The organism is Microvirga flocculans ATCC BAA-817 (genome assembly GCF_000518665.1).
Classification (GTDB): domain Bacteria; phylum Pseudomonadota; class Alphaproteobacteria; order Rhizobiales; family Beijerinckiaceae; genus Microvirga; species Microvirga flocculans.
In genome coordinates this window covers 187506-212089 of record NZ_JAEA01000003.1, presented here as the reverse complement: position 1 = coordinate 212089, position 24584 = coordinate 187506, and the positions used below count along the sequence as shown (strand labels likewise).

Genomic DNA, 24584 nt, shown 5'->3' with positions numbered 1-24584 from the left:
TCAGATCACGAAGAAATCGTGATAGGTGAGCTTGAGGTTTTTGCCTAAGGTCGCGATCTTCACCTGCGCCTTCGCGCCCGTGCCGTCGGCATCGTAATAGAGCGCGCCGGTGTCCTTGTCGTAGATGATGCGGTCCTCCCGGTCCTTCGCCTGCGCACCCTTCACGAACATGTCCGAGGTGAACTTCACCGGCTTGGAGAGGGAGCCCTTGCCCAGCTTGGTGAAGTATTTGTTCTCGAGCCAGAACGAGTCGTATTTCGGGTTGAAGTCGTAGACCCGGTCGACATTGCTGCTCTTGCTCGGCTTGGTGTCGAACACGAAGACGTCGCGTCCGCTTTCGCCCTTCAAGCTGTCGTTGCCCGAGCCGCCGTGGAGCGTGTCGTTGCCGGTGCCGCCATAGAGCCTGTCGTTGCCGGAGGACGCCTTGAGCACGTCGTTGCCGCCCTGGCCCTTGAGCGTGTTGACGCCCGCGTGGCCGGTGATCGCATTGTCGGTGTTCGAGCCGGTCAGATTGGCCGCCGTTCTGGACGACACGCCGGAGAGTTTGAGCGCCTCGACTTCCGCATCCGGGCGCAGCGCGAAGCTGCTGCGGGCGATGACCGTGTCGCGGCCTTCGCCGGCGGTTTCGCGCACGCTGTCCTTGCTCCTGGCATAATACACGTCGTTGCCGCGTCCTCCCATGAGGATGGCCGATCCGTTGCCGGTGAAGACATCGCCGGACGAAGAGCCGATCAATCCCTCGATGCCGCTGTAGACGTCGCCCGCCGCATCGCCCCGGGTGCCGCCCGCAAGGCTCGCCGTCACGCCCGATTGCGCATTCGCGAATGAAACGAAGTCGGTGCCGCTTCCGCCTTGCAGCGTGTCCGCTCCCGCATCGCCGAACAGCCTGTCGTCGCCGTCGCCGCCCGTGAGCCGATCGTTGCCGCCCGCGCCGACGAGGGAATCGCGCCCGCCGCCTCCCTCCATCGTGTCCTTGAACGCGGTGCCGATATACTGGTCGTCCCGAATGGTGCCGGTCAGCGACACCGCCTCATCGCGCGGGTCGACGATCTGGATGCCTTGCGAGTGGCGAACGAGAATCCGTCCATCGGCCATGAGGTGAAGCTCCTCAAGATAGATGGAGGAAGTCGTCGCAGCGCCACTGACACGGAGGTCCTCGGTCACGCGTGTTCCATTCTTGTCGAAAAGGGCGATGTGGACTTCCAATACCGGTGCGCCACCGCTGAGTTGCGTCGCCTTCTCATAGGCCACAGCAAATCCGCCGTTCGGCAAGGCGAGAACGTCCGAGTTGCCAGCCAGTAGGAGCTCTGGGAGAGTGATACTGGGAATGGCCTTCACGTCGGATAGAGGTGTGCCGTCAGGCTTGTAGATTCTGAAGAAGGCATTGTAGTCCGGGGTTCCTGCCGAGCCTTGCTCCATCCATGTCACAACGAAGCCGCCGTCATTGAGAACGGTGACCTTGACTGCAGCTTTTTGGGGCGATGTGCTTGTTGAGATCTCAAAAGATGTCGATGCAGACGGCCCACCGGCACCGGATGGCGTGAGCACATAGCCCTTGAGAGTCGATGCGTTCTCTCGCGTCACGATGACGATGTCGCCGCTGGGCAGAGCCGTCATGTCGGTGATGCTGTCTCCCGCAATTTGCGTCTCTGCGGAACCGAGCCTCGTGGGATCGGAAAGGGTTCCATCAGCCTTCAGAATGCGGATGAAGACATCCTCCGAGGATGTGCCATCTATGGGGACCCTGTAGTAGGTAATGGCGACGTCACCGTTCCCAAGACTCACGATCGCATCGGATCTGTACCACCCGGTCGACTGGGTTCCGTCGGGATTGAGACCAGCAAGGGGCTTGGGTGGACCGAGCGGGGTCAGATCGGCGCTAAAGAGCGCCGCGAAGGCAACATAGAAGCCGCTGCCCCGCTCATCTGCGGTCGCCATAATGCCGATGCGGCCATCCGGGAGTTCAACCGCGACTAGTCGGGTCAGGACACTTTCCATGAAGTCTGGCTGACTCCACCTGCCGTAGGCGGGAACGTCGAGATCCCTTTCTTCCTTGATGGATCCATCGGCATTGTAGATCCAGGCCTTCATCTTGATGGACGGGTGTGTTCCTACCTTCCCGAGCACCAGGAAGGTGCCGTTGGCCAGCGCCGTCACATGGGGGACATCATGTGGAACGAGCCCCGTTGGGAGTGCGATTCGGGATCCCCAGAGAAACGGTTCGGCCATGACGGTTCTTCCCTCGCAAATCGCAACGACAGCGCGCGATGTGAGGTCGCAATGTTATTCAGAATTGTCGTTAGGACAACCGTCTTGATTGCTTAGAGCGAGCAAACGTTCTGGCTTCAGCCTGAGGCGGTCCTTGCGGTTAAACCATACCAGATGGTGAGCGTCATCGCTCATGCTCTGCTGAAGCAGAGCCTTATATCTGGCCAGGAGATGACCGAGCTGATATTAAGTAACATTGTAGCAGTCGTCTAGTGGCTATCAAGGCGTTTCATGAGAGTTTCTGAAGGCGGGTTCTTCGCCAGTTTCTGGTACGGGATCGTACTGACAGCTGTTTTGGTTGTTGGAATTGGGCCACTTATTATCTTCTTCCCAACCCCGCCGACTCCCTCAAACGAAACTTCAGATATTGTAACGCTTGTACTTTGGGTTGGATTGTCGGTGCTGTCTGCGATTTCAGCCTACTTTCGACCGCTGCAGAAGCGTAGGGCAGTACTTACGCTTAGTTTCATAATTTTACTGATCTCCATTGTCACAGTCTTTACTATGAGAGTGCTGAACCAACTCGAGGTGCCAATGCCCTCACGATATGTGTGGAAGTTGTTATTCGCACTTGATGGTGAAGCTGCCTACGACGCAGATGTATACGAGTTTATGCTGAGGATATGGCTTGTGGTTGCAGTTCTAGTTGCTGCGGTCGTTAGGCTTGGGCAAGCGTTGAAAGCACGCCAATGATGCTCAGGATCATCTATCAAAGCCTTGAAGGTAGTCAGGCCCGGTAGCGCCCGAACACCACCTTCGTCTCGCCGTAGTCGCGCCGCTCGATTTCCTCGAATCGCTCCGGCAGCGTGACCTCGGCGCCTTGCGCTTCTTCCACGATCACGAGGGCGTCGGGCGCGAGCCAGCCGCCCTCGGCGCAGGAGCGCAGGGCCTTCGGGGCGAGGTCCTTGCCGTAGGGCGGGTCGCAGAACACCACGGAGAAAGGCGCATTTGGCGCGGCGTCTCCCATGCGCGTGGCGTCGCGGCGAAAGAGGCGGGTGGAGCCGCCCGCGCCCAAGGCTTCCACGTTCTCGCGGATGATGCCGCGGGACTGCGCGCCGTCGTCGACGAAAAGCGCGAAGGCCGCACCTCGGGACAGCGCTTCGAGGCCCAGCGCACCGGTGCCGGCAAACAGGTCGAGGACGCGTGCGCCCTCGATGGGATCGTCGTAGCCGTGCTGGAGAATGTTGAAGATCGTCTCGCGCAGGCGGTCCGAGGTCGGGCGGATGGCGTCCGAGCTCGGCCCCTTGAGCGAGCGGCCGCGCCAGCGTCCGCCCACGATTCTCATGGTTCAGCCCCCATCAGCGGCGACCGCGCGGCCCGCCTTTCGAGCCGCCCTTGAAACCGCCCTTCGAGGGGCCGCCTTTGAAGCCTCCGCCGCGCGGACCTCCCCGGGAGGGTGCGCCGCCTTTCGGTGGTCCGCGGCGCGGACGCTCATCCTCGCCACGGCTGCGGAAGGGGCGGTCGCCCTCATCGCGGCGGGCGCGGAAGGGCTTGTCGCCACTCTCAGGCCGCGGTCGGCGGGGACGCTCCTCATTGTCGCGGCTGCGGAAAGGCCGGTCGCCTTCGCTCCGCGCACGGAAGGGCTTGTCGCCGTCGCGGGGTTTGCGCGGGCGGTCGTCATCGCGGCGCGGGCGCGCGCCGCCTTCACGCTCACGACGGGCGGGAGCCGCATCGCGATCCATCGCGCGGCGGCGCGGACGATCCTCGCCCCCCGGTCCACCGCGTCCCCGGCGGGGAGCGGGAGCTTCCTCTTCCTGGGGCTGGCGCACGAGGCGCTCCACGACCACCTTGCGGCCTTCCTTCGAAGAAATGGCGCCGACGCGCTCGCGCGGACGCTCGGCGCTGGCCGCGCGGGCCTCCTTCGGGTCGAGGCGGCGGGGCGCCCGCTTGCGCGGGGCGTCCTCGTCGGTCTCGCCGGCCCGCCACACGCTCCGCTTCACGTCGAGGCGCGACGGACGCCGCTCTTCCTCGTCGCGTCCACGACGGTCATCGCGGGAGCCGAAGGTTCTCTCGTCCTCGTCGCGGCGGCGCCGTGGGCGATCCTCGTCGCGCTTGAAGCGGGCCGGGCGCTCCTCGCGTTCTTCGCGGCCCCTGTATTCCTTCTTCGACGAGCCGAAGGGCGCGACGGGTTCGCGCACGGGGCTCTCGAAATCCACCTCCGCCTCGGCAGCCAGCGCTTCTCCGAGCTGGTCCTTCAGCACCTTGGTGCGCACCTCCTCGACCATGCCCTGCTCGAGATCGCCGAGCTGGAACGGGCCGAAGGACATGCGGATCAGGCGGTTCACCTGCATGCCGAGATGTTCGAGGATGCGCTTGATCTCGCGGTTCTTGCCCTCGCGCAGGCCCATCGTGATCCACACGTTGTCGCCCTGCACGCGGTCGAGGCGCGCCTCGACCGGGCCATAATCGATGCCGTCGATAGAGATGCCGTCGCGCAGGCCGTCGAGATCGGCCTGGGTGATGTCCCCATGGGCGCGCACCTTGTAGCGGCGCAGCCAGCCGGTATCCGGATGGGCGATCACGCGGGCGAGGCCGCCGTCATTGGTGAGAAGCAGAAGCCCTTCGGTGTTGATGTCGAGCCGGCCCACGGCCACCACGCGGGGCAGGTCCTCGGGCAGGTTCTCGAACACGGTGGGGCGGCCCTCCGGGTCGCGGGCCGTGGTCACGAGGCCGCGCGGCTTGTGGTAGAGCCACAGGCGGGTGCGCTCCTTGGCGGGCAGGGGCTCGCCGTCCACGGTGATCGTGTCGGCGGCGGTCACGTTGATGGCCGGGCTTTCGAGCACCTTGCCGTTGAGGGTCACGCGGCCTTCCGCGATCATCGCCTCCGCATCGCGACGGGAGGCGACGCCGGCGCGGGCGATGACCTTGGCGATGCGGTCCTCCACCGGCTCCTGGGGCTCGGCCTGGATTGCAGGACGCTCCTCACGCGGACGGCGAGGACGATCCTCGGCGGAACGGTCGAAGCGGCGCGGGCGGTCATCGCCACCCCGGCTGCGGAACGGCTTGTCGCCGCCCTCGGAACGGCTCCGGAAAGGACGGTCCCCATCCTCGCGGCGGGCGCGGAACGGCTTGTCGCCCTCGGGCCGCGGACGGCGCGGGCGCTCGTCATTGTCGCGGCTGCGGAAAGGCTTGTCTCCTGCCGCGCGAGGCTTGCGCGGGCGCTCGTCGTCGCCCCGGGCGCGGAACGGACGTTCGCCGCCTTCGCGGGATTTGCGGAAGGGCCTGTCACCGGAAGTGCGGCCGCGGTCGGAGCGTCCCGAGGAACGGCCCCTACGATTATCGTCGTTGCTGTCGGTCATGAGAGCCTGATAGCAGAGGAGAACACGAGAAGCGAGAGCGATGGACAACGCCGAGCACAAACCGCTTGATCCCGGCAGAGGCGACCCCGGCCGCGATCCCATGAGCGTGGCCTTCGACGAGGCCCGCGCCGCCGCCGCGCGGGGCGAGGTGCCGGTCGGGGCCGCCATCGTCAGGGACGGGCGCGTCGTCGCTTCGGCGGGCAACCGCCCGCGGGAGCTCAAGGATCCCTCGGCCCATGCGGAAATGCTCGCCATCCGCCGCGCCTGCGAGGCGCTGGGCGACGAGCGGCTCTTTGGCTGCGACCTCTATGTGACGCTCGAGCCCTGCACCATGTGCGCGGCGGCGATCTCCTTCGCCCGCATCCGTCGGGTCTATTACGCGGCCTACGACCCGAAGGGCGGGGCGGTGGACAACGGCGTGCGCTTCTTCGGCCAGCCCACCTGCCACCACGCCCCGGAGGTCTATGGCGGCATCCGCGAGAGCGAGGCTGCGGCGTTGCTCAAGGGCTTCTTCGAGGAGCGGCGCTGAGAGGGCGCCGCGCTTCTCAGGCTTCGCTCCCGAGGAAGGCCTGCAGAGCCTCCAGGGTCGCGCCCGGGTTCTCCTCGGCCACGAAATGCCCTGACGTCACGCCGACGCCCCCCGCCTTGGGCGCGAAGCTGCGGCGCCAGATGTCGAGGGGCTTCTGCTCATGGCCGACCGAGCCGCTGACGAGATAGTAATCGCTCCAGATCACGCAGGTCGGGCACTGGATCGTCCGGCCTGCGGCAAGGTCCGCCTCGTCGGCCTCGATGTCGCGGGTGGCGCCGGCCCGGTAGTCCTCGCAGAAGGCGTGGATGCGGGTGGGTTCGTTGCAGCTCCGCCTGTAGGATTCGAGCGCCCGCCGGTCGAAGGCGCTCAGGTCGCCGGCGGCCGACCAGGACCGCATCAGCCCTTCGAAATAGGGGATGGGGTCGCGGCCGATCTCCTCTTCCGGCGTCGGGTAGGGTTGGGACAGGTAGCCCCAATGCGCTTCCGGAATCGCTCCGGCCCGCATCCGCTCCCACACATGGTAGGTCGGCAGGATGTCGAGGAGCGCAAGGCGATCCACGCGGCCCGGATGGTCGAGGGCGAGCCGGTAGGCGACCCGCGCCCCGCGGTCGTGCCCGATGACCGTGAAGTGCACGTGGCCCAGGGCCTCCATGACCTCGATCACGTCCCGGCCCATGGCGCGCTTGGAATAGGTCTCGTGCTTCGCATCGCTCTTGGGCGCCGTGGACCAGCCATAGCCGCGCAGGTCCATGCAGACGACCCTGTGCGTCTCGGCGAGCGCGGGCGCGAGATGGTGCCACATGGCATGGGTCTGGGGAAAGCCATGCAGCAGAACGAGCGGCTCTCCGGTTCCCTTCGTCCGGGCGAAGATGCGCCCGGCCTCCGTATCGATCCAGTGGCTCTCGAAATCGGGGAAGAGATCGTCGCTCATGGAAGTTCGCTCACCGGTTGCAATGGGGGCTTTTGAGAAGCTAGATCATTTCTGCTCAAAAGGAATTGCGCCCTCAAAGAAAAATGAGGCGCAACCCGGACGGGAAAAACATCCTCCTGCGGCGACAACCGACGGGCGAAGGCGCCTCACGCCTTTTCCCGCTCGATGGCGCGCCAGCCGATATCCCGGCGGCAGAAGCCCTCCGGCCAGTCGATCCTGTCGACGGCCTCGTAGGCCCTGGCCTGCGCCTCGGAGATGGTCTTGCCGAGAGCCGTCACATTGAGGACGCGCCCGCCATTGGCGAGGATCCTGTCGCCGTCCTGTTTCGTGCCCGCATGGAAGACGATCACGTCGGCCGACGCCTCGGCCCTGTCGATCCCCTTGATCTGCGAGCCCTTCTCGACCGCTCCCGGATAGCCTTTGGCCGCCATGACGACGGTGAGCGCCGCTTCGTCCGACCATTGCAGGGAGATGCTGTTCAGCACCCCGTCGCAGGCGGCGACCAGCGCGGTGACGAGGTCGGATTTGAGGCGCGGCAGCAGCACCTGGGTTTCCGGATCGCCGAGGCGCGCATTGTATTCGATGAGCTTCGGGCCGTCGGCGGTGAGCATCAGTCCCGCATAGAGAATGCCCGTATAGGGCGCGCCGCGTGCCTTCATGCCGGCGAGCGTCGGCGCGATGATCTCGGCCATCACGCGGGCCTGCAGCTCCGGCGTCAGCACGGCGGCGGGGGAGTAGGCGCCCATGCCGCCGGTATTGGGGCCCTTGTCCCCGTCGAAGACGCGCTTGTGGTCCTGCGCGGTGCCGAAGGGGATCGCATGCGTGCCGTCGCACAGCGCGAAGAAGCTCGCCTCCTCGCCTTCGAGATAGGCCTCGATCACCACTTCGGCCCCGGCCGCGCCGAGGCCGCCGCCGATCATCATGTCGATGGCGGCTTCCGCCTCCTCGAAGGACATGGCGACCACGACCCCCTTGCCGGCGGCCAGCCCGTCCGCCTTCACGACGATCGGCACGCCGTAGCTGCGCACATAGGCTTTCGCGGCCTGCGCATCGGTGAAGCGCCGGTAGGCGGCGGTGGGAATGTCGAACTCGGCGCAGAAATCCTTGGTGAAGGCCTTCGAGCCTTCGAGCTGGGCGGCGGCCTTGCTCGGCCCGAAGGCCTTGATGCCGGCAGCCTGCAGATCGTCCACGAGGCCCGCCACGAGCGGAGCCTCGGGCCCCACCACCACGAAATCGACGCCCATCGTCCGGCAGAAATCGATCACCGCCCGGTGATCCGCCACGTCCAGCGCCACGTTGGTGCCATGCTGCGCCGTGCCGGGATTGCCGGGGGCGATGAGGAGCCTGTCGCAGAGGGCGCTCGCCGAGAGGCTGCGGGCCAGGGCATGTTCCCGTCCGCCGGAACCGATGAGAAGAATGTTCATGGGCTGCCTCCTGATGACGCTTGGCTCTTAGCGCATCGTGCGCAAAAGTGGACCCGGTTTTGCGCCCAAACGACGCGCTCCTCCAAGAAAGAAGCATCGGATCGCTCCCAAAAGTGCAAATCCACTTTTGGGTCCGATGCTTTAGCGGTTCGGGACAGACTCGCCTACCCGGAAAGTGCACGGCAAAGGCTTGTCCGGAGGGCGCGGCGAAATGCACAGGGGATAGCTTGTCATTGTGAAGGGCAGTTGTCCCCGCGCCCTTGGCAGAGGGTGGCCGGGCGGATTAGGTTCGCCTCATGTTCGCAGAGAAAGCCCCCTCGAATGCCCACGAATGGTCGGTCTCCGATCTTGCGGGCGCCCTCAAGCGCACCCTGGAGGATGCGTTCGGCCATGTGCGACTGCGGGGCGAGGTGTCGGGCTATCGCGGGCCTCATTCCTCGGGGCATGCCTATTTCTCCCTGAAGGACCAGAACGCCCGCATCGACGCGGTGATCTGGAAGGGCTCCTTCGCCAAGCTGAAATTCCGGCCCGAGGAGGGGATGGAGGTCATCGCCACTGGGCGCATCACCACCTTCCCGGGCTCGTCCAAGTATCAGATCGTCATCGAGATGCTGGAGCCCGCGGGCATCGGCGCGCTCATGGCCCTCCTTGAGGAACGCCGCCGCAAGCTCCAGGCGGAAGGGCTCTTCGCCGCCGAGCGGAAGCGGCCCCTGCCGTTTCTGCCGCAGGTCATCGGCGTCGTGACCTCGCCGACGGGCGCGGTGATCCGCGACATCCTTCACCGGCTGGAGGACCGCTTCCCGCGCCGGGTGCTCGTGTGGCCGGTGCGCGTGCAGGGCGACACCTGCGCGGCTGAGGTCGCCGCCGCCATCCGGGGCTTCAACGCCCTCGCGCCCGGCGGCCCGGTTCCGCGTCCCGACGTGCTCATCGTCGCCCGCGGCGGCGGGTCCATCGAAGATTTGTGGGGCTTCAACGAGGAGATCGTGGTGCGCGCCGCCGCCGAGAGCGGCATCCCGCTCGTCTCGGCGGTGGGCCACGAAACCGACACCACGCTCATCGACCACGCCGCCGACCGGCGCGCGCCGACGCCCACGGGCGCAGCGGAAATGGTCGTGCCGGTGCGCGTCGAGCTCATGGCGGCGGTCAACGATCTCTCCCGCCGCCATATGGAGGCGGCCCTGCGCCTCGTGGAGCGGCGCCGGGCTGACCTGCGCGCCACGGCCCGCGCCCTGCCGAGCCCGGAGGCCCTGTTCTCGCCCAAGCGGCAGCGGCTCGATCTGGCGACCGCCAAGCTCTATCCGGCGCTGGCCCGCAACGCCCGCGGCCATGAGGAGCGGCTTCTCAAGGTGGCGCGCCAGCTGAGCCACGTGTCTCCCGTCGCGAACGTGGCCCGCATGCGCGCCAGGCTCGATGCGGTGGGGCTGCGGCCCCATCATGCGGTGTGCCGCTCCGTCGTCCTGAAGGGCGAAACCCTCAAGCAGATCGGCGAAAGGCTCAAGGTCTCCCGTGAGACGCTGCTGCGCGCCGAGCGGACGCGCCTGTCCCAGGCGCAGGAACTCACCCAGCGAGTGGCCGAGCGCCTCGTGCCGGCTCTGCAGGGGCAGATCGCCCGCAAGACCGACCGGCTCCATTCGGTGTCCCAGCTTTTCGACAGCCTGAACTACAAGTCCGTGCTCAAGCGCGGCTTCGCCCTCGTCCGTGACGTGGAGGGGCATCCGCTCAATTCCTCCGAAGCCGTGCTCGACGGTCAGGCGCTCGTGCTCGAATTCGCCGACGGCAAGGCCGACGCCACCGGAGGGCGCATCGGTTCCAGGCCGCGGGTCGTCAAGCCCAAGGCTGTTGCGCCGGAGGAACAGGGCGCGCTCTTCTGACGAAAGGTTGGCAATCCGCGCGAGTTGTCCTTATGTGAAGGAGGACGCAACGCATTCCTCCGATGTCTTCCATGTTGAACAAATTCCAGCGCAGCGGCGGCGAGGCTGTCGTGCAATATCTCGACGGCAATCTTCGGGTGCTCAAGCCCGGCGCTTTCGTGCGCTGCGCCGTGACGGGCGCCGAGATCCCGCTCGACGAACTCAAGTACTGGAGCGTCGAGCGCCAGGAGGCCTATGCCTCTCCCGAAGCGGTGATGATGCGCATCGGCGAAGCCGCTCCCGCGAAGTAAAGCGTCCCGTCAGGCGACGCGCAGACGCCGCTCGTTGATGCGGCGCAGAACCAGGTTGCGAAGACCTGCCTCGTTGTCGATCCGAAGCCTGACCGGAAGCACCGTCAGATCCGGCCAGGGCTCCGCGTCCTTCACGGCCGCGACCCGCGCAAGGTCCTTTTCCGTCGTCACGGGCAGAAGGCCCAGCCCTTCGGCTTCCTGGCGTATGGCCGCGAGATCCGAAGCCTTGTAGCGGTAGTGGTCCGGAAAGGCATGCGCCACGTCCACGACGGCGCCGCAGGCCCGCAAGGTCTCGAAGACCTTCTCGGGCCGCCCGATCCCTGCGAAGGCCAGCACTTTCTTGCCTTTCAGGGCCTTGGCGGCCTCGGGTTCAGGCGCGAGGCGTGCGTTGAACACGCGCTTGCCGCGGGCGGCCGCTTCCTCAGCCAGTTGCAGTCCCGGCTCGCCGTCGCCGATCACGATCACGGCGTCGACGGCGGGCCATTGCGTCTCCATGGGCGCGCGCAGGGGCCCGGCGGGAAGGGTGAGGCCGTTGCCGATGCCGGTGGCCCCGTCGACGACCGCGATGGCGCAGTCCTTGAGCAGCGAGGGGTTCTGGAGGCCGTCGTCCATGATGATGACGGTCGAGCCCATCTCATAGGACAGGCGCGCCCCGGCGGGCCTGTCGCGGGAGATGATGGTGCGGGCCGACTTCGAGAGAAGGATCGGCTCGTCGCCCACATCCGTGGCCGTATGCTTCACCCGCACCTGCACCGGGCCGCGCAGGCGCCCCCCATACCCGCGCGACAGGAAGGCCGGGCTCTCGCCCGCTGCATCGAGGATCTTCGCTACGGCCAGGGCGGTCGGCGTCTTGCCCGCGCCGCCGACGGTGAAGTTGCCGATGCAGATGACCGGAAGGTCCGCCTTCTCCCCGAGCCGCCGCATCCGCTGCGCGGCGATGGAGGTATAGATCGCTCCGGCCGGCCGGAGCAGGCTCGCAGGCAGCGAGGGGGAGGGGTGCCACCAGAAGCGCGGGGCGCGCATCAGCGGCGCGCCCCCAGTTTGGCCTGGACGATGAAGGGCTCGACCGATTGCATGGTGCGGTCCACGGCCCCGCCGAGGGCCTGCACCGCCTCTCCGGCCGCGCGGGCCATGTCGCGGGTCAGGGCCGCGTTGCCGAGCAGCTCGTTGACTGCCCGGGCGAGGGTGGCGCTGTCCTTGACCATCAAGGCGCCGCGCGAGCGGTCGAGAGCCTCGTAGATCTCGGCAGCCGTGTGGACATGGGGGCCGTGCAGGATCGCAGCCCCCAGCTTGGCGGGCTCGATGGGGTTGTGGCCGCCGATGGGAACCAGGGTGCCGCCCATGAGAACGATGGGGGAGAGCCGGTAGAACAGGCCCATCTCGCCGACCGTGTCGACCACGTAGATGTCGGCGGCCCGGTCGGGATGGATGCCCTTCGAGCGCTGGGCCGCGCGCAGGCCCACCTGGCCGGCGAGCGCGGCGACCTCGGGCCCCCGATGGGGATGGCGCGGCGCGATGATGGTAAGCAGGTGAGGATGGCGCTTCGCCAGGGCGCGGTGCACGGCGATGATGGCGCTTTCCTCGCCGGGATGCGTGCTCGCGGCGAGCCAGACCGGGCGTCCGGCGATGAGGCCCGACAGATGCGCCACCACCCGCGGGTCGGCCGGCGGGGGTGCTGCGTCGAACTTGAGGTTGCCGGTCACGATCACGCGGGGCGCGCCGAGCCGCGCCAGCCGTTCCGCGTCCTGCGACGTCTGGGCCAGGCACAGGGCGAAGCGTTCGAGCAATCCCCTGATGATGCCGGGCATCTTCTGCCAGCGCTGGAACGAACGGGCGGACATGCGGCCGTTGACCATGACGAGCGGGATGTCCCGATCGGCGAGCGCCATGATCGTGTTGGGCCAGATTTCCGATTCAGCGATAAGGGCCAAGTCCGGCTGCCAGTGATCCAGGAAGCGTTTAATATAACGTGGCACGTCGAGCGGCACAAACTGGTGCACGGCGCCGGGAGGAAGCCGGCGGGCGATCAGCGCCGCCGAGGTGCGCGTGCCCGAGGTCACCAGCACCGCAAGGCCGCGCTGGGTCATGCGCTCCACGATGGGCAGGAGGGACAGGGTCTCGCCGATGCTGGCCCCGTGGACCCAGATCAGGTGGCCCTTGGGCCGTTGCCGGCTGGGGTAGCCCTGCCGTTCGCCGAGCCGGGTGCGGTCCTCGCGGCCCTTGCGCTGGCGCCAGTAGAGCAGGCCGAGCACGGCGGGCTCCAGCGCCGAGACGACCGTGCGGTAGACCTTGAAGACGACGGGGAAGCTCATGCGCGGGAGCCTCCCATGAGCATGGTGTGGGGCTTGGCGCCCGGATCCCGGGATCCGATGAGACCGTAAGCCCGCTCATGCACGCGGTCGAGTTCCCGCTCGACGGTTTTTCTTAAGGATTCCAGCGTCACATCGTCCGCATCCCGCGGCACGTGGATCGGCTCGCCGAGCACCATGGCGCCCCGGCCGAAGGGAAGGCCGATGCTGGCCTTGTCCCAGCTGTTGAAATCGAGGCGGCGGCTCGTGACCACCGCGACCGGCACGATCGGCCGGCCCGAGAGCTGGGCGAGGGTGACGATGCCCTGGCCGCAGACCCGCGAGATCTTCGGGATGTCGGCGGTCATGACCACCATTTCGCCATCGTCCAGGGCGCGCAGCATGGCCCGCAGGGCCTGGGCGCCGCCCTTCTTGCGGATGTCGCGGCCGCGCGCGCCCGAACCCCGGATGGCGCGAACCCCCAGGTGGCGCAGGGCGATGGCGTTGAACTCCCCGTCGCCCGAGCGGGAAACGAGGCTCGCCGCCCTGTCCTGCGGCCTCTTGGCGAAGTGGATCATGAAGTGCTGCCCGTGCCACATGGCGGCGATCACGGGCATGTCGATCCGGTCATAGGCATCCGCCGGTTCCATGACGAACCGGTTCGTACGCTGCACGAACTTGAGGTAGCCCGCGACGAGGAAACCGATGGTTTCCTGAACCGCCCGCGAGCGGGTGATGCGCTTGACGAGACCCATCGCGATCGAAAATCAGCCGTTCTGGGGTTCCAGGAGCCGGTGAAGGTGAACGATGAAGTAGCGCATCTGCGCGTTGTCCACGGTCGACTGGGCCTTGGCCTTCCAGGCCATATGGGCGGAGGCGTAGTTCGGGAAGATTCCGACGATGTCGAGCTTCGAGAGATCCTTGAAATCGACGGATTCGAGGCTGGTGAGCTCGCCGCCGAAAACCAGATGCAGGAGTTGCTTGCCGGCCGTGTCGGTCATGATCGTTAGGCTCTTCTGACGAGGTTTGAGGGATTGATAGGTGGATGCCCGCGTTTTCAGGCTCTCATGGCTCCAATAGCACGAGGATGCAACCGTGACGCAACGGCAATCATCTCCCCGTGCAAAGGTTGAGGCTTGTTATAGATGGGGATGGAGCCGTCGAGCGCCGTCAGGCGGGCGCCCGCTTCCCGGAGGATGAGGTCGGCGGCGGCGATGTCCCAGTCCTGGGCATGGGCGGAGACGAGGCCGACATCGATGGAGCCTTCGGCCACCCTTGCCAGCCTGAGAGCCAGGGAGGGCACCTTGGGCAGGCGCTCCACCGGCCCCAGGGAACGCTCGAAGCGGTCCACGAGCGGCTTCGGACCCGCGACCCTTGCGGAGGGGGGCAGCTCCGTCACGGAGAGCTGCAGCCTCTCGCCGTTGCACCAGGCTCCTTCCCCGATCCGGGCCTCGTAGAGGCGCTCATGGATCGGTGCATGAAGGATGCCGAGGACGGGCTTGCCTTCATGGACCAGGGCGATCGACACCGCCCAGTCCGGATGGCCCGAGGCAAAGGCCCGGGTGCCGTCGATGGGGTCCACGATCCAGACAAGGCTCTGCGCGAGGCGCGACGGATCGTCCGCCGTCTCCTCGGACAGCCAGCCGGCCTGCGGGAGCAGGTCGGAAAGATGGCCTTTCAGGAAGGTGTCGAGGGCGATGTCCGCTTCCGTCACCGGGGAGCTGTGGCCCTTGTACCAGAGCCGGGCGGCCGTCTGCGCTCCGGCCCGGAAATAGGGCAGGGCCATGTCGCCGGCGCGGCGGGCCGCCTCGCGCACGGCCGGGGCGAGAGACGACAGGGTGTGAGGGGCGGGGGAAAGCATCGGACCTGAGATGGGGATGACGCGGAGGAGATACCATATGCCGCCGCTTCGTTCCCTGCCTTTTCGGCAGGGCGGATGCGATAAATTCAGGCAGGCCGGGGGCCCTTTGCGGCCGTCAGACCAGGCAGTCGAGAACCATGGCTGCGAACAGGATCAGCCCCGCGTCCCGGTTCGAGCGGAAAAGACGCAGCGCCCCGGCGCCGTCCCCCCGGTCGATCCGCGCCACCTGCCATCCCAGGTGGAGGGCGAAGAGGGCAAGCCCCGCATAGGAGAGCGGGCCCGCTCCGGCCTTCGCGAAGGCGGCGCTCATGAACAGGACGGTCAGGGCATAGCAGAGGCCCACGCCGAGCTTCACCCGCTCGCCGAAGAAGCGCGCGGAGGATTTGATCCCGGCGATTTCGTCGTCCTCGATGTCCTGCAGGGCATAGATGGTGTCGTAGCCCACCACCCAGGCGATGCTGCCGAGATAGAGAAGCACCGCAGGCCAGCTCATGGAGCCGAAGGCCGCGGCCCAGCCCATGAGCGCCCCCCAGGCGAAGGCAAGGCCCAGCACGATCTGCGGCATCCAGAAGAACCGCTTCATGAAGGGATAGAGCGCGACGATGCCGAGCGAGGCGAAGCCGGTCGCGATGGCGAAGCCGTTGAACTGGAGGAGCACCAGGAGGCCGGCGAGGCCCTGGAGCGCCAGGAAGACGAGCGCGCCCTTGAGCGAGACCTGTCCCGAGGGCAGGGGGCGCTGGCGCGTGCGCTCGACCCGGGTGTCGAGATCCCGGTCGACGATGTCGTTGTAGGTGCAGCCCGCTCCGCGCATGGCCACCGCGCCGATCAGGAAGAGCAGGCAATGGACTGGGTTGGGCCAGGGCTGGCCCGCCGCGATGGCGGCAAGCGCCGCCGACCACCAGCAGGGCAGGAGGAGCAGCCACCAGCCGATGGGCCGCTCGATGCGGGCGAGGCGCAGATAGGGCTTGAGGTACGCCGGGGCCCATCTTTCGGCCCAATGGCCCCTGACGGCATCCGGCAGGGACGGCGCGGCGGGATTCTCCACGGTCCGGGATCCGGCTTAGAGGGCGCCCTTCGGGATGCTCATGGTGCCGGTCAGGCCGCCGCCCATCTTGCCGGCGATGCCGCCCTGCTGCGCCTGTTGGGCCTGCTGCTTGGCGCGCTTTTCCATCTCGGCCATCTTGGCCGCGGCCTGGCAGGCCTGGCCCTTGAACTGCTGGGAGCGCTGGTGGTCCTTGGTGAAGCCCTCGACCACCTGATCGGGGATCTGGCACCAGTCCTTGTTGTCGGTCATCCATTTCTGGCCGGCATTGCCGTTCACCACGAGCTTGGAAAAGATCGTGCAGGCGGCGCGCGGGTCGATCTGCTTGTTCTTGCCGCCGTCGGTCAGCTTGTTGATCTGCTGGATGAGGCCTTGCCGTTCCTCGAGGATCTTCTGTCCTTCCTGGCAGGCGCTCGACTGTGCGAAGGCGGGAGCGCTCATGACGATGCCGACAGCTGCCAACGCAACCAGAAGATGCGAACGGATACACGTCATGCCAAAACTCCCTCGAAAAAGGCCCGCGACGTCTCGCGCGCCTGCGTTCTGTTAACAGGTTCGGTGCCGCAAGGCCAAGAGGCGATTGCGCGATGCGGCTCCCGGAAGTGCCATACCGCACCTGAATTTCACGTGATCGGGCCAGCCTACCCTCTCCCTGGAGCTTGAGGAAGTTGATAGAGCTTGGGCGCTCAGCGCACGGGATGGACCTTCGGACAGCGTCCGGGCGATGCATTCCGGAGAAGCGGGAAGCGTCGAATCAATCCGAACGATGCGGAATCCGCCTTCGGGTCCGATACTCAGCAGGTTGCCATGGCCGAATACGATTTCAACGCTCCCCGCCTTTTCGTCGATGCACCGCTCCAGGCCGGCGCCAGGATCGCCCTCGACCGGGGGCAGGCCAATTACCTGCTGAACGTTCTGCGCCTCAGGGCCGGGGATCCCGTCCTGGTCTTCAACGGCCGGGACGGGGAGTGGCGGGCCGAGGTGTCGGTGGAGGGCCGCAAGGCCGCCGATCTCGTCTGCACGGAGCGCACCCGCGAGCAGGGGGCGGCGGCGGATCTCGTCTATGCCTTCGCGCCGCTCAAGCACGCCCGGCTCGACTACATGGTCCAGAAGGCGGTGGAGATGGGAGCGGGCGTTCTCCAGCCGGTCCTCACGCGCCGCACCCAGGCGTCCCGGGTCAACCTGGAGCGCATGCGCAGCAACGCCATCGAGGCGGCCGAGCAATGCGGGATCCTGAGCATCCCCGACATTCGCGAGGAAGAGAGTTTGGAGCGCTTTCTCAAGGGCTTGGACAAGGAGCGCCAGATCGTTTTCTGCGACGAGGACGCACCCGTCGCCAATCCGGTCGACGCTTTGGCCAAGCTTGGGAACAATCGGTCCGGGCTGGTCGTTATCGTGGGCCCCGAAGGAGGGTTCACCGATCAGGAGAGAGCGCTTGTCGCCGCCCACGAGAGATGTGTTCGCGTATCGTTGGGACCACGAATCCTGCGCGCCGACACGGCTGCCGTGGCCGCTTTGGCCATCGTTCAATCCGTGCTCGGCGATTGGCGCTGAAGCCGATCCACATCTCGAATCAAAAGCTTAGCAGTTTCGCGGCGATTTGCCCCATTCCGGCCCCAATGCGTCGGAGTTTGGCGTTCTCCGCTGGCCGATCCGCATGTGCGAAGGTCATTTCTGAACAAGAACAGAGGACGCAAGGGAAATGAGCTGGGATTTCAAGTTCGGCATCGAGGAAGAGTACTTCGTCAACGATGCGCGGAAGCGGGACATCGCTAAGGGGAAACTCAAGGAATTCTTCGATGCGTGCCGGGACCAGGTGTCCGGCGATATCCAGCCCGAGATGCTCGAGCCGCAGCTCGAGATCGCCACCAAGCCATCCCTCGAATTGTCCGAAGCCCGGGCTCAGCTCGCCGATCTGCGCTCTTCGGTCGGCGTCGTCGCCCGCGACTACAACCTGTCGATCATGGCCTCGGGCACGCACCCGCTCGCCGTCTGGTCGCGGGTGCGCGCCAATCAAACCCAGCCGCGCTACGGCAAGGTAATGCACGACCTGCAGATGCTCGGCAGCCGCACCGTTCTGTGCGGGATGCATGTGCATGTGGAGGTGCCGGATCCCGCCATGCGCGTGGACATCATGAACCGGATCCAGCCCTATCTGCCGCTCCTCCTGGCGCTGTCGACCTCCTCGCCCTTCTGGCAGGCGCAGCGCACGGGCCTGCTCGGCTACCGGCTGGCCGCCTATCGCGAGCTGCCGCGCACCGGCTTCCCGGACCTGTTCGAGAACGAACGGGATTACCAGCGCTACATCGATACGCTCGTCGCGGCCCGCGCCATCGAGAACTCGAGCTATGTGTGGTGGGTGATCCGGCCGTCGCTCAAGCACCCGACGTTGGAGCTGCGCGTCGCCGACAGCTGCACGCGGGTCGACGACACCATCGCGATCGCGGCCCTCTATCGCTGCCTCGTCCGGCGCCTGAGCCTCGATCCCAAGCTCAATGCAGGCCAGACCGGCGCCTCGCGCGCCATCAACGATGAGAACGGCTGGCGGGCGCAGCGCTACGGGATCCACGGCAGCTTCGTCGACGAGAAGACCCGCACGGCCAAGCCGATCCGGGACCTTCTCGACGAGACGATCGACCTGGTGGCCGAGGACGCGAAGGAGCTGGGCTGCGAGCGCGAGCTCGATCTCGCCCGCTGGATCGTGGCCCGTGGCACCAGCGCCGACCGGCAGCTGACCCTCTATACCGAAGCGGTCGGCCGCGGCCTGTCGAACCGCGACGCCCTGGCCGGGGTGGTCGACTGGCTCTGCGCGGAGACGGTGGGGGAGCTGCCCGTCCGGCATTGACGGTGCACAAGGCTCCGTCGTTTTGTGCTCCCGCCCCTCATTGCAGCTTGGCGCTAAGCCCCTTATCTAGACCCGACCTGAGTCGGCGCGCCTTGAACGCGCTTTTTTGATGAGGTGATGCATGGCGCGGGACGTATCGGATACGACCCCCATCGGTGCGCGGTCTGAACTCGTGGAATGGATCGCCTCCGGCGAGAAGCCGCGGGACACATGGCGGCTCGGCACCGAACACGAGAAAGTACCCTTCTACAAGGCGGATGCGTCGCCTGTTCCCTATGACGGGGGCAGGGGAATCCGTGCGCTCCTGGAAGGCTTGCGGGAGCGCACCGGCTGGGAGCCGATCATGGAGGGCAATCACCCCATCGGGCTCGCCGACGAAGAGGGCGGCGGCGCGATCTCTCTGGAGCCGGGCGGACAGTTCGAACTGTCGGGCGCCCCGCTCAGGACCCTGCACGAAACGGCCCAGGAAACGGCGCGGCATATCGCCGACGTGAAGGCCGTCGGCGAGCCGCTCGGCATCGGATTCCTCACCCTCGGCATGAGCCCGCTCTGGACCCGCGCCGAGACGCCGGTGATGCCGAAGGCGCGCTACCGCATCATGACGAATTACATGCCGAAGGTCGGCTCGCTCGGCCTCGACATGATGTACCGCACGTCGACCGTGCAGGTGAACATGGACTATGCGTCGGAAGCCGACATGGTGAAGAAGCTGCGCGTGTCGCTGGCGCTGCAGCCCATCGCCACGGCGATCTTCGCCAACTCGCCCTTCACCGACGGCAAGCCCAACGGCTATCTCTCCATGCGCTCGCAGATCTGGCGCGATACCGATCCCCATCGTACGGGCATGATGGCCTTCGCCTTTGAGGACGGCTTCGGCTACGAGCGTTACGTGGACTGGGCGCTCGACGTGCCGATGTATTTCGTCAAGCGCGGCGAGACCTATCACGACGTCGCGGGCGCATCCTTCCGCGATCTGTTCGCGGGCAAGCTCGCGCAGCTGCCCGGTGAGCGCGCCACGCGCTCGGACTGGGCGAACCATGTTTCCACCCTGTTCCCGGAAGTGCGCCTCAAGCGCTATCTCGAAATGCGCGGCGCCGATGTTGGCGGGCCGGAGCATATCGTGGCGCTCTCCGCCTTCTGGGCCGGCCTTCTCTACGACGAGGCCGCGCTCGATGGAGCCTGGGACCTCGTGAAGGGCTGGAGCGCCGAGGAGCGCGAGCGGCTGCGCGCCGACGTTCCGAAGCTCGCGCTGAAGGCGGGCATTGCAGGCCGCACAGTGCAGGACATCGCCCGCGATGCGCTGGCCCTGGCCCGCGCCGGGTTGCAGCGCCGGGCCTGTCGCGATGCGTCCGGCCATGACGAAACGCGCCATCTCGCCTATGTGGAGGAGATCGTCGAGTCGGGGCGCACGCAGGCCGAGCGCCTGCTGGCGCAGTACCATGGCGCATGGAACGGCTCGGTGAAGCCCGCCTTCACGGAATGCGTTTTCTGATCGGAAACCCGGGCTCGCTTCCTTAGAGCATCGTGCGGAAAAGTGGACCCGGTTTTCGCTGACGCGGCCCTTCGGGTCCGCTCTCAACGATGCTCTCACTCAAGAAGAAAGCATCGGATGGATCCCAAAAGTGCAGGTCCACTTTTGGGTCCGATGCTTTAGTGGATTTGCGCCGCCGCCACGCGGTTGCGCCCGTCCTGCTTGGCTCTGTAGAGGGCTGCGTCGGCGAGGGCGATCAGATCCCTCGGTCCGCCGTGCGAGCGGTCCGGGTCTGGAACCTGTGTCGCGCTGCCGATGCTGACGGTGACGATGCCGGAGGGAAGGTTCGCCTCGTGCGGCACGCCCAGCGCCTCGATCTTCGCGCGGATCGCCTCGGCCATGGCCGAGGCGCCGGCGGCGTCCAGGTCGGGAAGAAGGACCGCGAGTTCCTCGCCGCCGTAACGGGCGACGAGGTTGCGCTGTCCGTGCGCGGCATCAGCAAGAGTCTGCGCGACGATCTGCAGGCACGCGTCGCCCGCCTGATGGCCGTAGATGTCGTTGTAGGTTTTGAACCGATCCACATCGACCAGCAGCAGGGAAACGGGCTCGCTCCCGCGGGAGGCCCGCAGCCACGTCTCTTCGAGTTTCCTGTCGAAGCTGCGCCGGTTCGCGAGGCTCGTCAGGCCATCCGTTGCGGCCAGAATCGCAAGCTCGGCCTCCGCCGCCTCGCGCCGCCTCAGCTCTCCGGCCAGGCTCCATCCGAGCGTGCCGATGATCAGAACGACAATGCCGATGGCAAGCGACCGGACGATGACGTCGTCCCGCCAGTTCTGCAGGGACTCTTTCCGGCCGACGGCGGCGAAGACGATGACGGGATAGATGTGGTTGCGCTGGAAAGCCGCGAAGCGCGCGACACCGTCCACGGGAGAGACATATTCTCCGAAACCGGAACTCATGGCGTTTTTCAGCCATGGATAAATGCCCTGCTTCGTGCCCATGACGGCTTCGACGTAGGGATAGCGCGAGAGAAGGATGCCGTCCGTGTCGAAGAGCACGACCGTTCCCTGCGATCCCAGGTCGAAGCGCCCGAAGAAGTTCGAGAAATAGCGCGGTGGAATGCTGGCCTGAACGACGCCGCCGAAGCTTCCGTCCGCATTGTTGAGGCGGCGGGACAGGGAGAGCACCCATTCGCCCCCCAGCGGGTCGCGGATCAGGGAGCCGAAGAACCACTTGTCGCCGGGCGAGGCCTTGTGATGCTGGAAGAAGGCCAGCGATTGCGCGTTCACCTTGCTGCGATGACCGGGCAGCGAGCTGCTCAGCACGGTGCCGTCCGGACCGTAGATCGTCAGCGACTTGATCGATTGAAGCGCCTGGATCCGCTCGGTGAAGAAGCGGTCCATGGCCCTGATCGCAGCAGGCGCTCCGCCGGCATCCTCGGCCCGGTCGACCACGTCCACGAGAATGGCATCGGCCAGATTGAAGATGTCTTCCGCATGTTGCGCCAGCGACTTGGCGAGGTTCTTCATCTCGCTTTCGATGCGGACGAATTCCTGGTCGCGCTCATGGAGATCGCGCCATCCCTCGAGGCCGAGGATGACGAGGCAGATCACGAGCACGAAGGCCTTCAGACCTCGGGCCGAGGCTCGTGGTCTGATACGCGCGAATGCGGTCGACGACACCTTCACCCTGTCCTCCCGGCTATCCGGAGGCCAGCTTGAGGCCCAGGATGCCGGAGACGATCAGGCCGATGCAGACGAGGCGCATCGCCGTGGCGGGCTCGCCGAAGAGGTAGATGCCGAGCAGCGCCGTGCCCACGGTTCCGATGCCGGTCCAGACCGCATAGCCGGTTCCGACCGGCAGGGTCTTGAGCGCCAGGCCGAGGAGGAGGACGCTCGCGATCATGCTCAGGGCCGTGAGCAACGAGGGAACCGGGCGGGTAAAGCCTTCTGTGTATTTCAGGCCGATCGCCCATCCGATTTCGAGCAGGCCGGCGAGCCCGAGCCAAATCCATGCCATGACAGGACCTCCGTCATTGGCAGGGCCGTCCCCACCGGTTGTCATGAAAGGTCGAGGTCGTCCTCGACCTCCTCAAATATAGAGGGAGCGGAAAAGCTTCTCAAGGGACGAGGTGCGGCCGAGAGCCGTTTCTCCCGGTTCAGTTGCCGGTCTCTTCGGAAGGCTGTCCTGAGCGGCTGAGGGAAGCGAAGGGATTGAACGGTGCATAGACCTGGTGCTTCCACTGGTCCCCGCAGCTGACGCAGATCGAGCGGACCATGTAGTCGCTCTGCTCCAGGCGCTTGAGCAGCTTCTGCTGCCGTTCCGCCGCCGCCCTGGCCTCGCTCTCATAGCCTGACGGGCGGACGGTGAGTTGGAGAGCCTTGCCGTCCGGTGCGTTCTGGGCGAGGCCCGGTCCTGCGAGCAGGAGGAAGCCGATGGTCCATGCGAAGCGGGTCATTGAAATCCTGGGGCTGATTTGCCTTTTGACGACAGGATCCCAGGAGATAGTGTTTCGTCAAGGCCGGATCGCCTCTTGAGACCATTGGCAGCAGGCCTGTCCCATCCCGAACGCAAAAAAGCCCCGGACGAGGCCGGGGCTTTCGAGTTTTCGTCGGCCTGTCGCCGAGAGGCGATCAGATCTGGCGGACGGCGCCTTTCGCGGCGCTGGTCGCCAGCATGGCGTAGGCCTTCAGGGCCGCCGAGACCTTGCGCTTGCGCGGCTGGGCAGGCTGCCAGCCCTTCGCTTCCTGCTCGGCGCGGCGGCGTTGCAGCTCGGCCTCGTCCAAGGCGAGATGGATGCGGCGGTTCGGGATGTCGATCTCGATCCGGTCGCCATCGCGCACGAGGCCGATGGTGCCGCCCTCCGCCGCTTCCGGCGAGACGTGGCCGATGGAGAGGCCGGAGGTGCCGCCGGAGAAGCGGCCATCCGTGATCAGCGCGCAGGCCTTGCCGAGGCCCTTCGATTTCAGGTAGCTCGTGGGGTAGAGCATCTCCTGCATGCCGGGGCCGCCGCGCGGTCCCTCATAGCGGATCACCACCACGTCGCCCGCCTTCACCTTGCCGTTGAGGATGCCGCTCACGGCATCGTCCTGGCTCTCGAAAACGATGGCGGGGCCCGAGAACACGAGGATGCTCTCGTCCACGCCTGCCGTCTTCACGATGCAGCCGTCGAGTGCGATGTTGCCGGAGAGAACGGCGAGGCCGCCATCCTTGGAGAAGGCATGCTCCTTGTCGCGGATCACGCCGTTCGTGCGGTCCATGTCCACGCTGTCGTAGCGGCTTTCCTGACTGAAGGCGGTCTGGGTCGGCACGCCGCCGGGGGCGGCGCTGAAGAACTCGTGCACTGCAGGGCTGTTGGTGCGGCGCACGTCCCATCGGTCGAGAGCTGCCTTCATGCTTTCCGAATGGACCGTCGGCACGGAGGTGTCGAGGAGGCCCGCCCGGTCGAGCTCGCCGAGGATGCCCATGATGCCGCCGGCGCGGTGCACGTCTTCCATGTGCACGTTGGCGACGGCAGGCGCGACCTTGCACAAAACCGGCACGCGGCGCGAGAGGCGGTCGATGTCAGCCATGGTGAAATCGACTTCCGCCTCATGGGCGGCGGCCAAAAGGTGCAGCACCGTGTTGCTCGACCCGCCCATGGCGATATCGAGGGTCATGGCGTTCTCGAAGGCCTTGAAGCTCGCGATCGAGCGGGGCAGCACGCTCGCGTCGTCCTGCTCGTAATAGCGGCGGGCGAGGTCCACGATCAGGTGGCCGGCTTCCACGAAGAGGCGGCGGCGGTCGGCGTGGGTGGCCAGCGTCGAGCCGTTGCCGGGGAGAGACAGGCCCAGCGCCTCGGTGAGGCAGTTCATGGAATTGGCCGTGAACATGCCCGAGCACGAGCCGCAGGTGGGGCAGGCGGAGCGCTCGATGACCTTGATGTCCTCGTCGGCCACCTTGTCGTCGGCGGCGGCCACCATGGCGTCCACGAGGTCGAGCTTCTTGGTCACGCCATTGAGCACGGCCTTGCCCGCTTCCATCGGTCCGCCGGAGACGAAGACCGTCGGGATGTTGAGGCGCAGCGACGCCATCAGCATGCCGGGGGTGATCTTGTCGCAGTTGGAAATGCACACCATCGCGTCGGCGCAATGGGCGTTGACCATGTACTCGACGGAATCGGCGATCAGCTCCCGCGAGGGCAGGGAGTAGAGCATGCCGTCATGGCCCATGGCGATGCCGTCGTCCACTGCGATGGTGTTGAATTCCTTGGCGACGCCGCCGGCCTTCTCGATCTCGCGCGCTACGAGCTGGCCCAGGTCCTTCAGGTGGACGTGGCCCGGCACGAACTGGGTGAAGGAATTCACGACGGCGATGATGGGTTTACCGAAATCGGAATCCTTCATGCCCGTGGCGCGCCAGAGGCCGCGGGCGCCCGCCATGTTGCGGCCGTGGGTGGTGGTGCGAGAACGATAAGCTGGCATGGTTT

General features: G+C 66.4%; 23 protein-coding genes. 7 read left to right on the top strand and 16 right to left on the bottom strand.

Annotated features, from left to right (window positions below; translation table 11 throughout):
• The gene (locus L879_RS24470; RefSeq protein ID WP_084020748.1) at positions 1-2229 is read right to left on the bottom strand and encodes a calcium-binding protein; all 2229 of its coding nucleotides are present in this window, start codon (positions 2227-2229) and stop codon (positions 1-3) included.
• Positions 2230-2499: 270 nt separating this feature from the next.
• On the opposite strand from L879_RS24470, the gene L879_RS20665 reads away from it, so the two are divergent.
• Positions 2500-2961 carry a hypothetical protein gene (locus L879_RS20665; protein ID WP_035458804.1) on the top strand — a complete coding sequence of 154 codons (462 nt, stop codon included), beginning with the start codon at positions 2500-2502 and terminating at the stop codon, positions 2959-2961.
• Positions 2962-2995: 34 nt separating this feature from the next.
• Here L879_RS20665 and rsmD read toward each other — a convergent pair whose 3' ends face one another.
• Complete coding sequence (rsmD, locus tag L879_RS0106070; protein ID WP_027315321.1) at positions 2996-3553, bottom strand: 16S rRNA (guanine(966)-N(2))-methyltransferase RsmD; 558 nt, start codon at positions 3551-3553, stop codon at positions 2996-2998.
• A gap of 13 nt (positions 3554-3566) precedes the next feature.
• Positions 3567-5567, bottom strand: coding sequence for a pseudouridine synthase (locus L879_RS20660; RefSeq protein ID WP_051435098.1), 2001 nt, complete (start codon positions 5565-5567; stop codon positions 3567-3569).
• Positions 5568-5667: 100 nt separating this feature from the next.
• On the opposite strand from L879_RS20660, the gene L879_RS0106060 reads away from it, so the two are divergent.
• Positions 5668-6096: a nucleoside deaminase gene (locus tag L879_RS0106060; RefSeq protein WP_027315320.1), complete on the top strand. Its 429-nt coding sequence runs from the start codon at positions 5668-5670 to the stop codon at positions 6094-6096.
• Positions 6097-6112: 16 nt separating this feature from the next.
• Here L879_RS0106060 and L879_RS0106055 read toward each other — a convergent pair whose 3' ends face one another.
• Positions 6113-7027, bottom strand: coding sequence for an alpha/beta fold hydrolase (locus L879_RS0106055; protein ID WP_027315319.1), 915 nt, complete (start codon positions 7025-7027; stop codon positions 6113-6115).
• A 146-nt stretch (positions 7028-7173) separates the two neighbouring features.
• On the bottom strand, positions 7174-8451 hold the full coding sequence (purD, locus tag L879_RS0106050; protein WP_027315318.1) for a phosphoribosylamine--glycine ligase: 1278 nt from the start codon (positions 8449-8451) through the stop codon (positions 7174-7176).
• A gap of 296 nt (positions 8452-8747) precedes the next feature.
• On the opposite strand from purD, the gene xseA reads away from it, so the two are divergent.
• Together xseA and L879_RS0106040 are read left to right on the top strand one after the other, a co-directional pair.
• The gene (gene xseA / locus L879_RS0106045; protein WP_027315317.1) at positions 8748-10322 is read left to right on the top strand and encodes an exodeoxyribonuclease VII large subunit; all 1575 of its coding nucleotides are present in this window, start codon (positions 8748-8750) and stop codon (positions 10320-10322) included.
• A 71-nt stretch (positions 10323-10393) separates the two neighbouring features.
• A complete protein-coding gene (locus L879_RS0106040; RefSeq protein ID WP_027315316.1) occupies positions 10394-10612 on the top strand; it encodes a DUF2093 domain-containing protein in 219 nt (72 codons plus the stop codon).
• 9 nt (positions 10613-10621) lie between these two features.
• On the opposite strand, the gene lpxK is transcribed toward L879_RS0106040, so the two are convergent.
• The 7 genes from lpxK to L879_RS0106005 all read right to left on the bottom strand — a co-directional run bounded on the left by lpxK (position 10622) and on the right by L879_RS0106005 (position 16298).
• Positions 10622-11635, bottom strand: a complete 1014-nt coding sequence (gene lpxK / locus L879_RS0106035) for a tetraacyldisaccharide 4'-kinase (protein ID WP_027315315.1) — start codon at positions 11633-11635, stop codon at positions 10622-10624.
• Complete coding sequence (locus L879_RS0106030; protein ID WP_027315314.1) at positions 11635-12924, bottom strand: 3-deoxy-D-manno-octulosonic acid transferase; 1290 nt, start codon at positions 12922-12924, stop codon at positions 11635-11637. The genes lpxK and L879_RS0106030 overlap by 1 nt, the downstream gene beginning before the upstream one ends.
• Complete coding sequence (locus tag L879_RS20655) at positions 12921-13655, bottom strand: lysophospholipid acyltransferase family protein (RefSeq protein ID WP_035458802.1); 735 nt, start codon at positions 13653-13655, stop codon at positions 12921-12923. The genes L879_RS0106030 and L879_RS20655 overlap by 4 nt, the downstream gene beginning before the upstream one ends.
• A gap of 12 nt (positions 13656-13667) precedes the next feature.
• The gene (locus L879_RS0106020; protein WP_027315313.1) at positions 13668-13901 is read right to left on the bottom strand and encodes a DUF4170 domain-containing protein; all 234 of its coding nucleotides are present in this window, start codon (positions 13899-13901) and stop codon (positions 13668-13670) included.
• 56 nt (positions 13902-13957) lie between these two features.
• Positions 13958-14761 (bottom strand): inositol monophosphatase family protein, encoded by an 804-nt coding sequence (locus L879_RS0106015; RefSeq protein WP_027315312.1) that lies wholly within the window; start codon positions 14759-14761, stop codon positions 13958-13960.
• A 115-nt stretch (positions 14762-14876) separates the two neighbouring features.
• Complete coding sequence (gene ubiA, locus L879_RS0106010; protein ID WP_027315311.1) at positions 14877-15806, bottom strand: 4-hydroxybenzoate octaprenyltransferase; 930 nt, start codon at positions 15804-15806, stop codon at positions 14877-14879.
• Between the two features lie 15 nt (positions 15807-15821).
• Positions 15822-16298: a hypothetical protein gene (locus L879_RS0106005; RefSeq protein ID WP_051435096.1), complete on the bottom strand. Its 477-nt coding sequence runs from the start codon at positions 16296-16298 to the stop codon at positions 15822-15824.
• 312 nt (positions 16299-16610) lie between these two features.
• Between L879_RS0106005 and L879_RS0106000 the strand changes: the two genes are divergently transcribed.
• The 3 genes from L879_RS0106000 to L879_RS0105990 all read left to right on the top strand — a co-directional run bounded on the left by L879_RS0106000 (position 16611) and on the right by L879_RS0105990 (position 20140).
• A complete protein-coding gene (locus L879_RS0106000; RefSeq protein WP_027315309.1) occupies positions 16611-17357 on the top strand; it encodes a 16S rRNA (uracil(1498)-N(3))-methyltransferase in 747 nt (248 codons plus the stop codon).
• Positions 17358-17505: 148 nt separating this feature from the next.
• The gene (locus tag L879_RS0105995) at positions 17506-18648 is read left to right on the top strand and encodes a carboxylate-amine ligase (protein WP_027315308.1); all 1143 of its coding nucleotides are present in this window, start codon (positions 17506-17508) and stop codon (positions 18646-18648) included.
• 121 nt (positions 18649-18769) lie between these two features.
• On the top strand, positions 18770-20140 hold the full coding sequence (locus tag L879_RS0105990; protein ID WP_027315307.1) for a glutamate--cysteine ligase: 1371 nt from the start codon (positions 18770-18772) through the stop codon (positions 20138-20140).
• A gap of 158 nt (positions 20141-20298) precedes the next feature.
• Here the strand turns inward: L879_RS0105990 and L879_RS20650 are convergent, their stop codons facing one another.
• The 4 genes from L879_RS20650 to ilvD form a co-directional block, all read right to left on the bottom strand.
• A complete protein-coding gene (locus tag L879_RS20650) occupies positions 20299-21798 on the bottom strand; it encodes a sensor domain-containing diguanylate cyclase (protein WP_154664103.1) in 1500 nt (499 codons plus the stop codon).
• A 19-nt stretch (positions 21799-21817) separates the two neighbouring features.
• A complete protein-coding gene (gene sugE, locus L879_RS0105980) occupies positions 21818-22135 on the bottom strand; it encodes a quaternary ammonium compound efflux SMR transporter SugE (protein WP_027315306.1) in 318 nt (105 codons plus the stop codon).
• A 139-nt stretch (positions 22136-22274) separates the two neighbouring features.
• On the bottom strand, positions 22275-22574 hold the full coding sequence (locus L879_RS0105975; RefSeq protein ID WP_027315305.1) for a hypothetical protein: 300 nt from the start codon (positions 22572-22574) through the stop codon (positions 22275-22277).
• Between the two features lie 175 nt (positions 22575-22749).
• Entirely contained in the window at positions 22750-24579 is a 1830-nt protein-coding gene (ilvD, locus tag L879_RS0105970; RefSeq protein ID WP_027315304.1) for a dihydroxy-acid dehydratase, read from the bottom strand.
• Positions 24580-24584 lie beyond the last annotated feature (5 nt).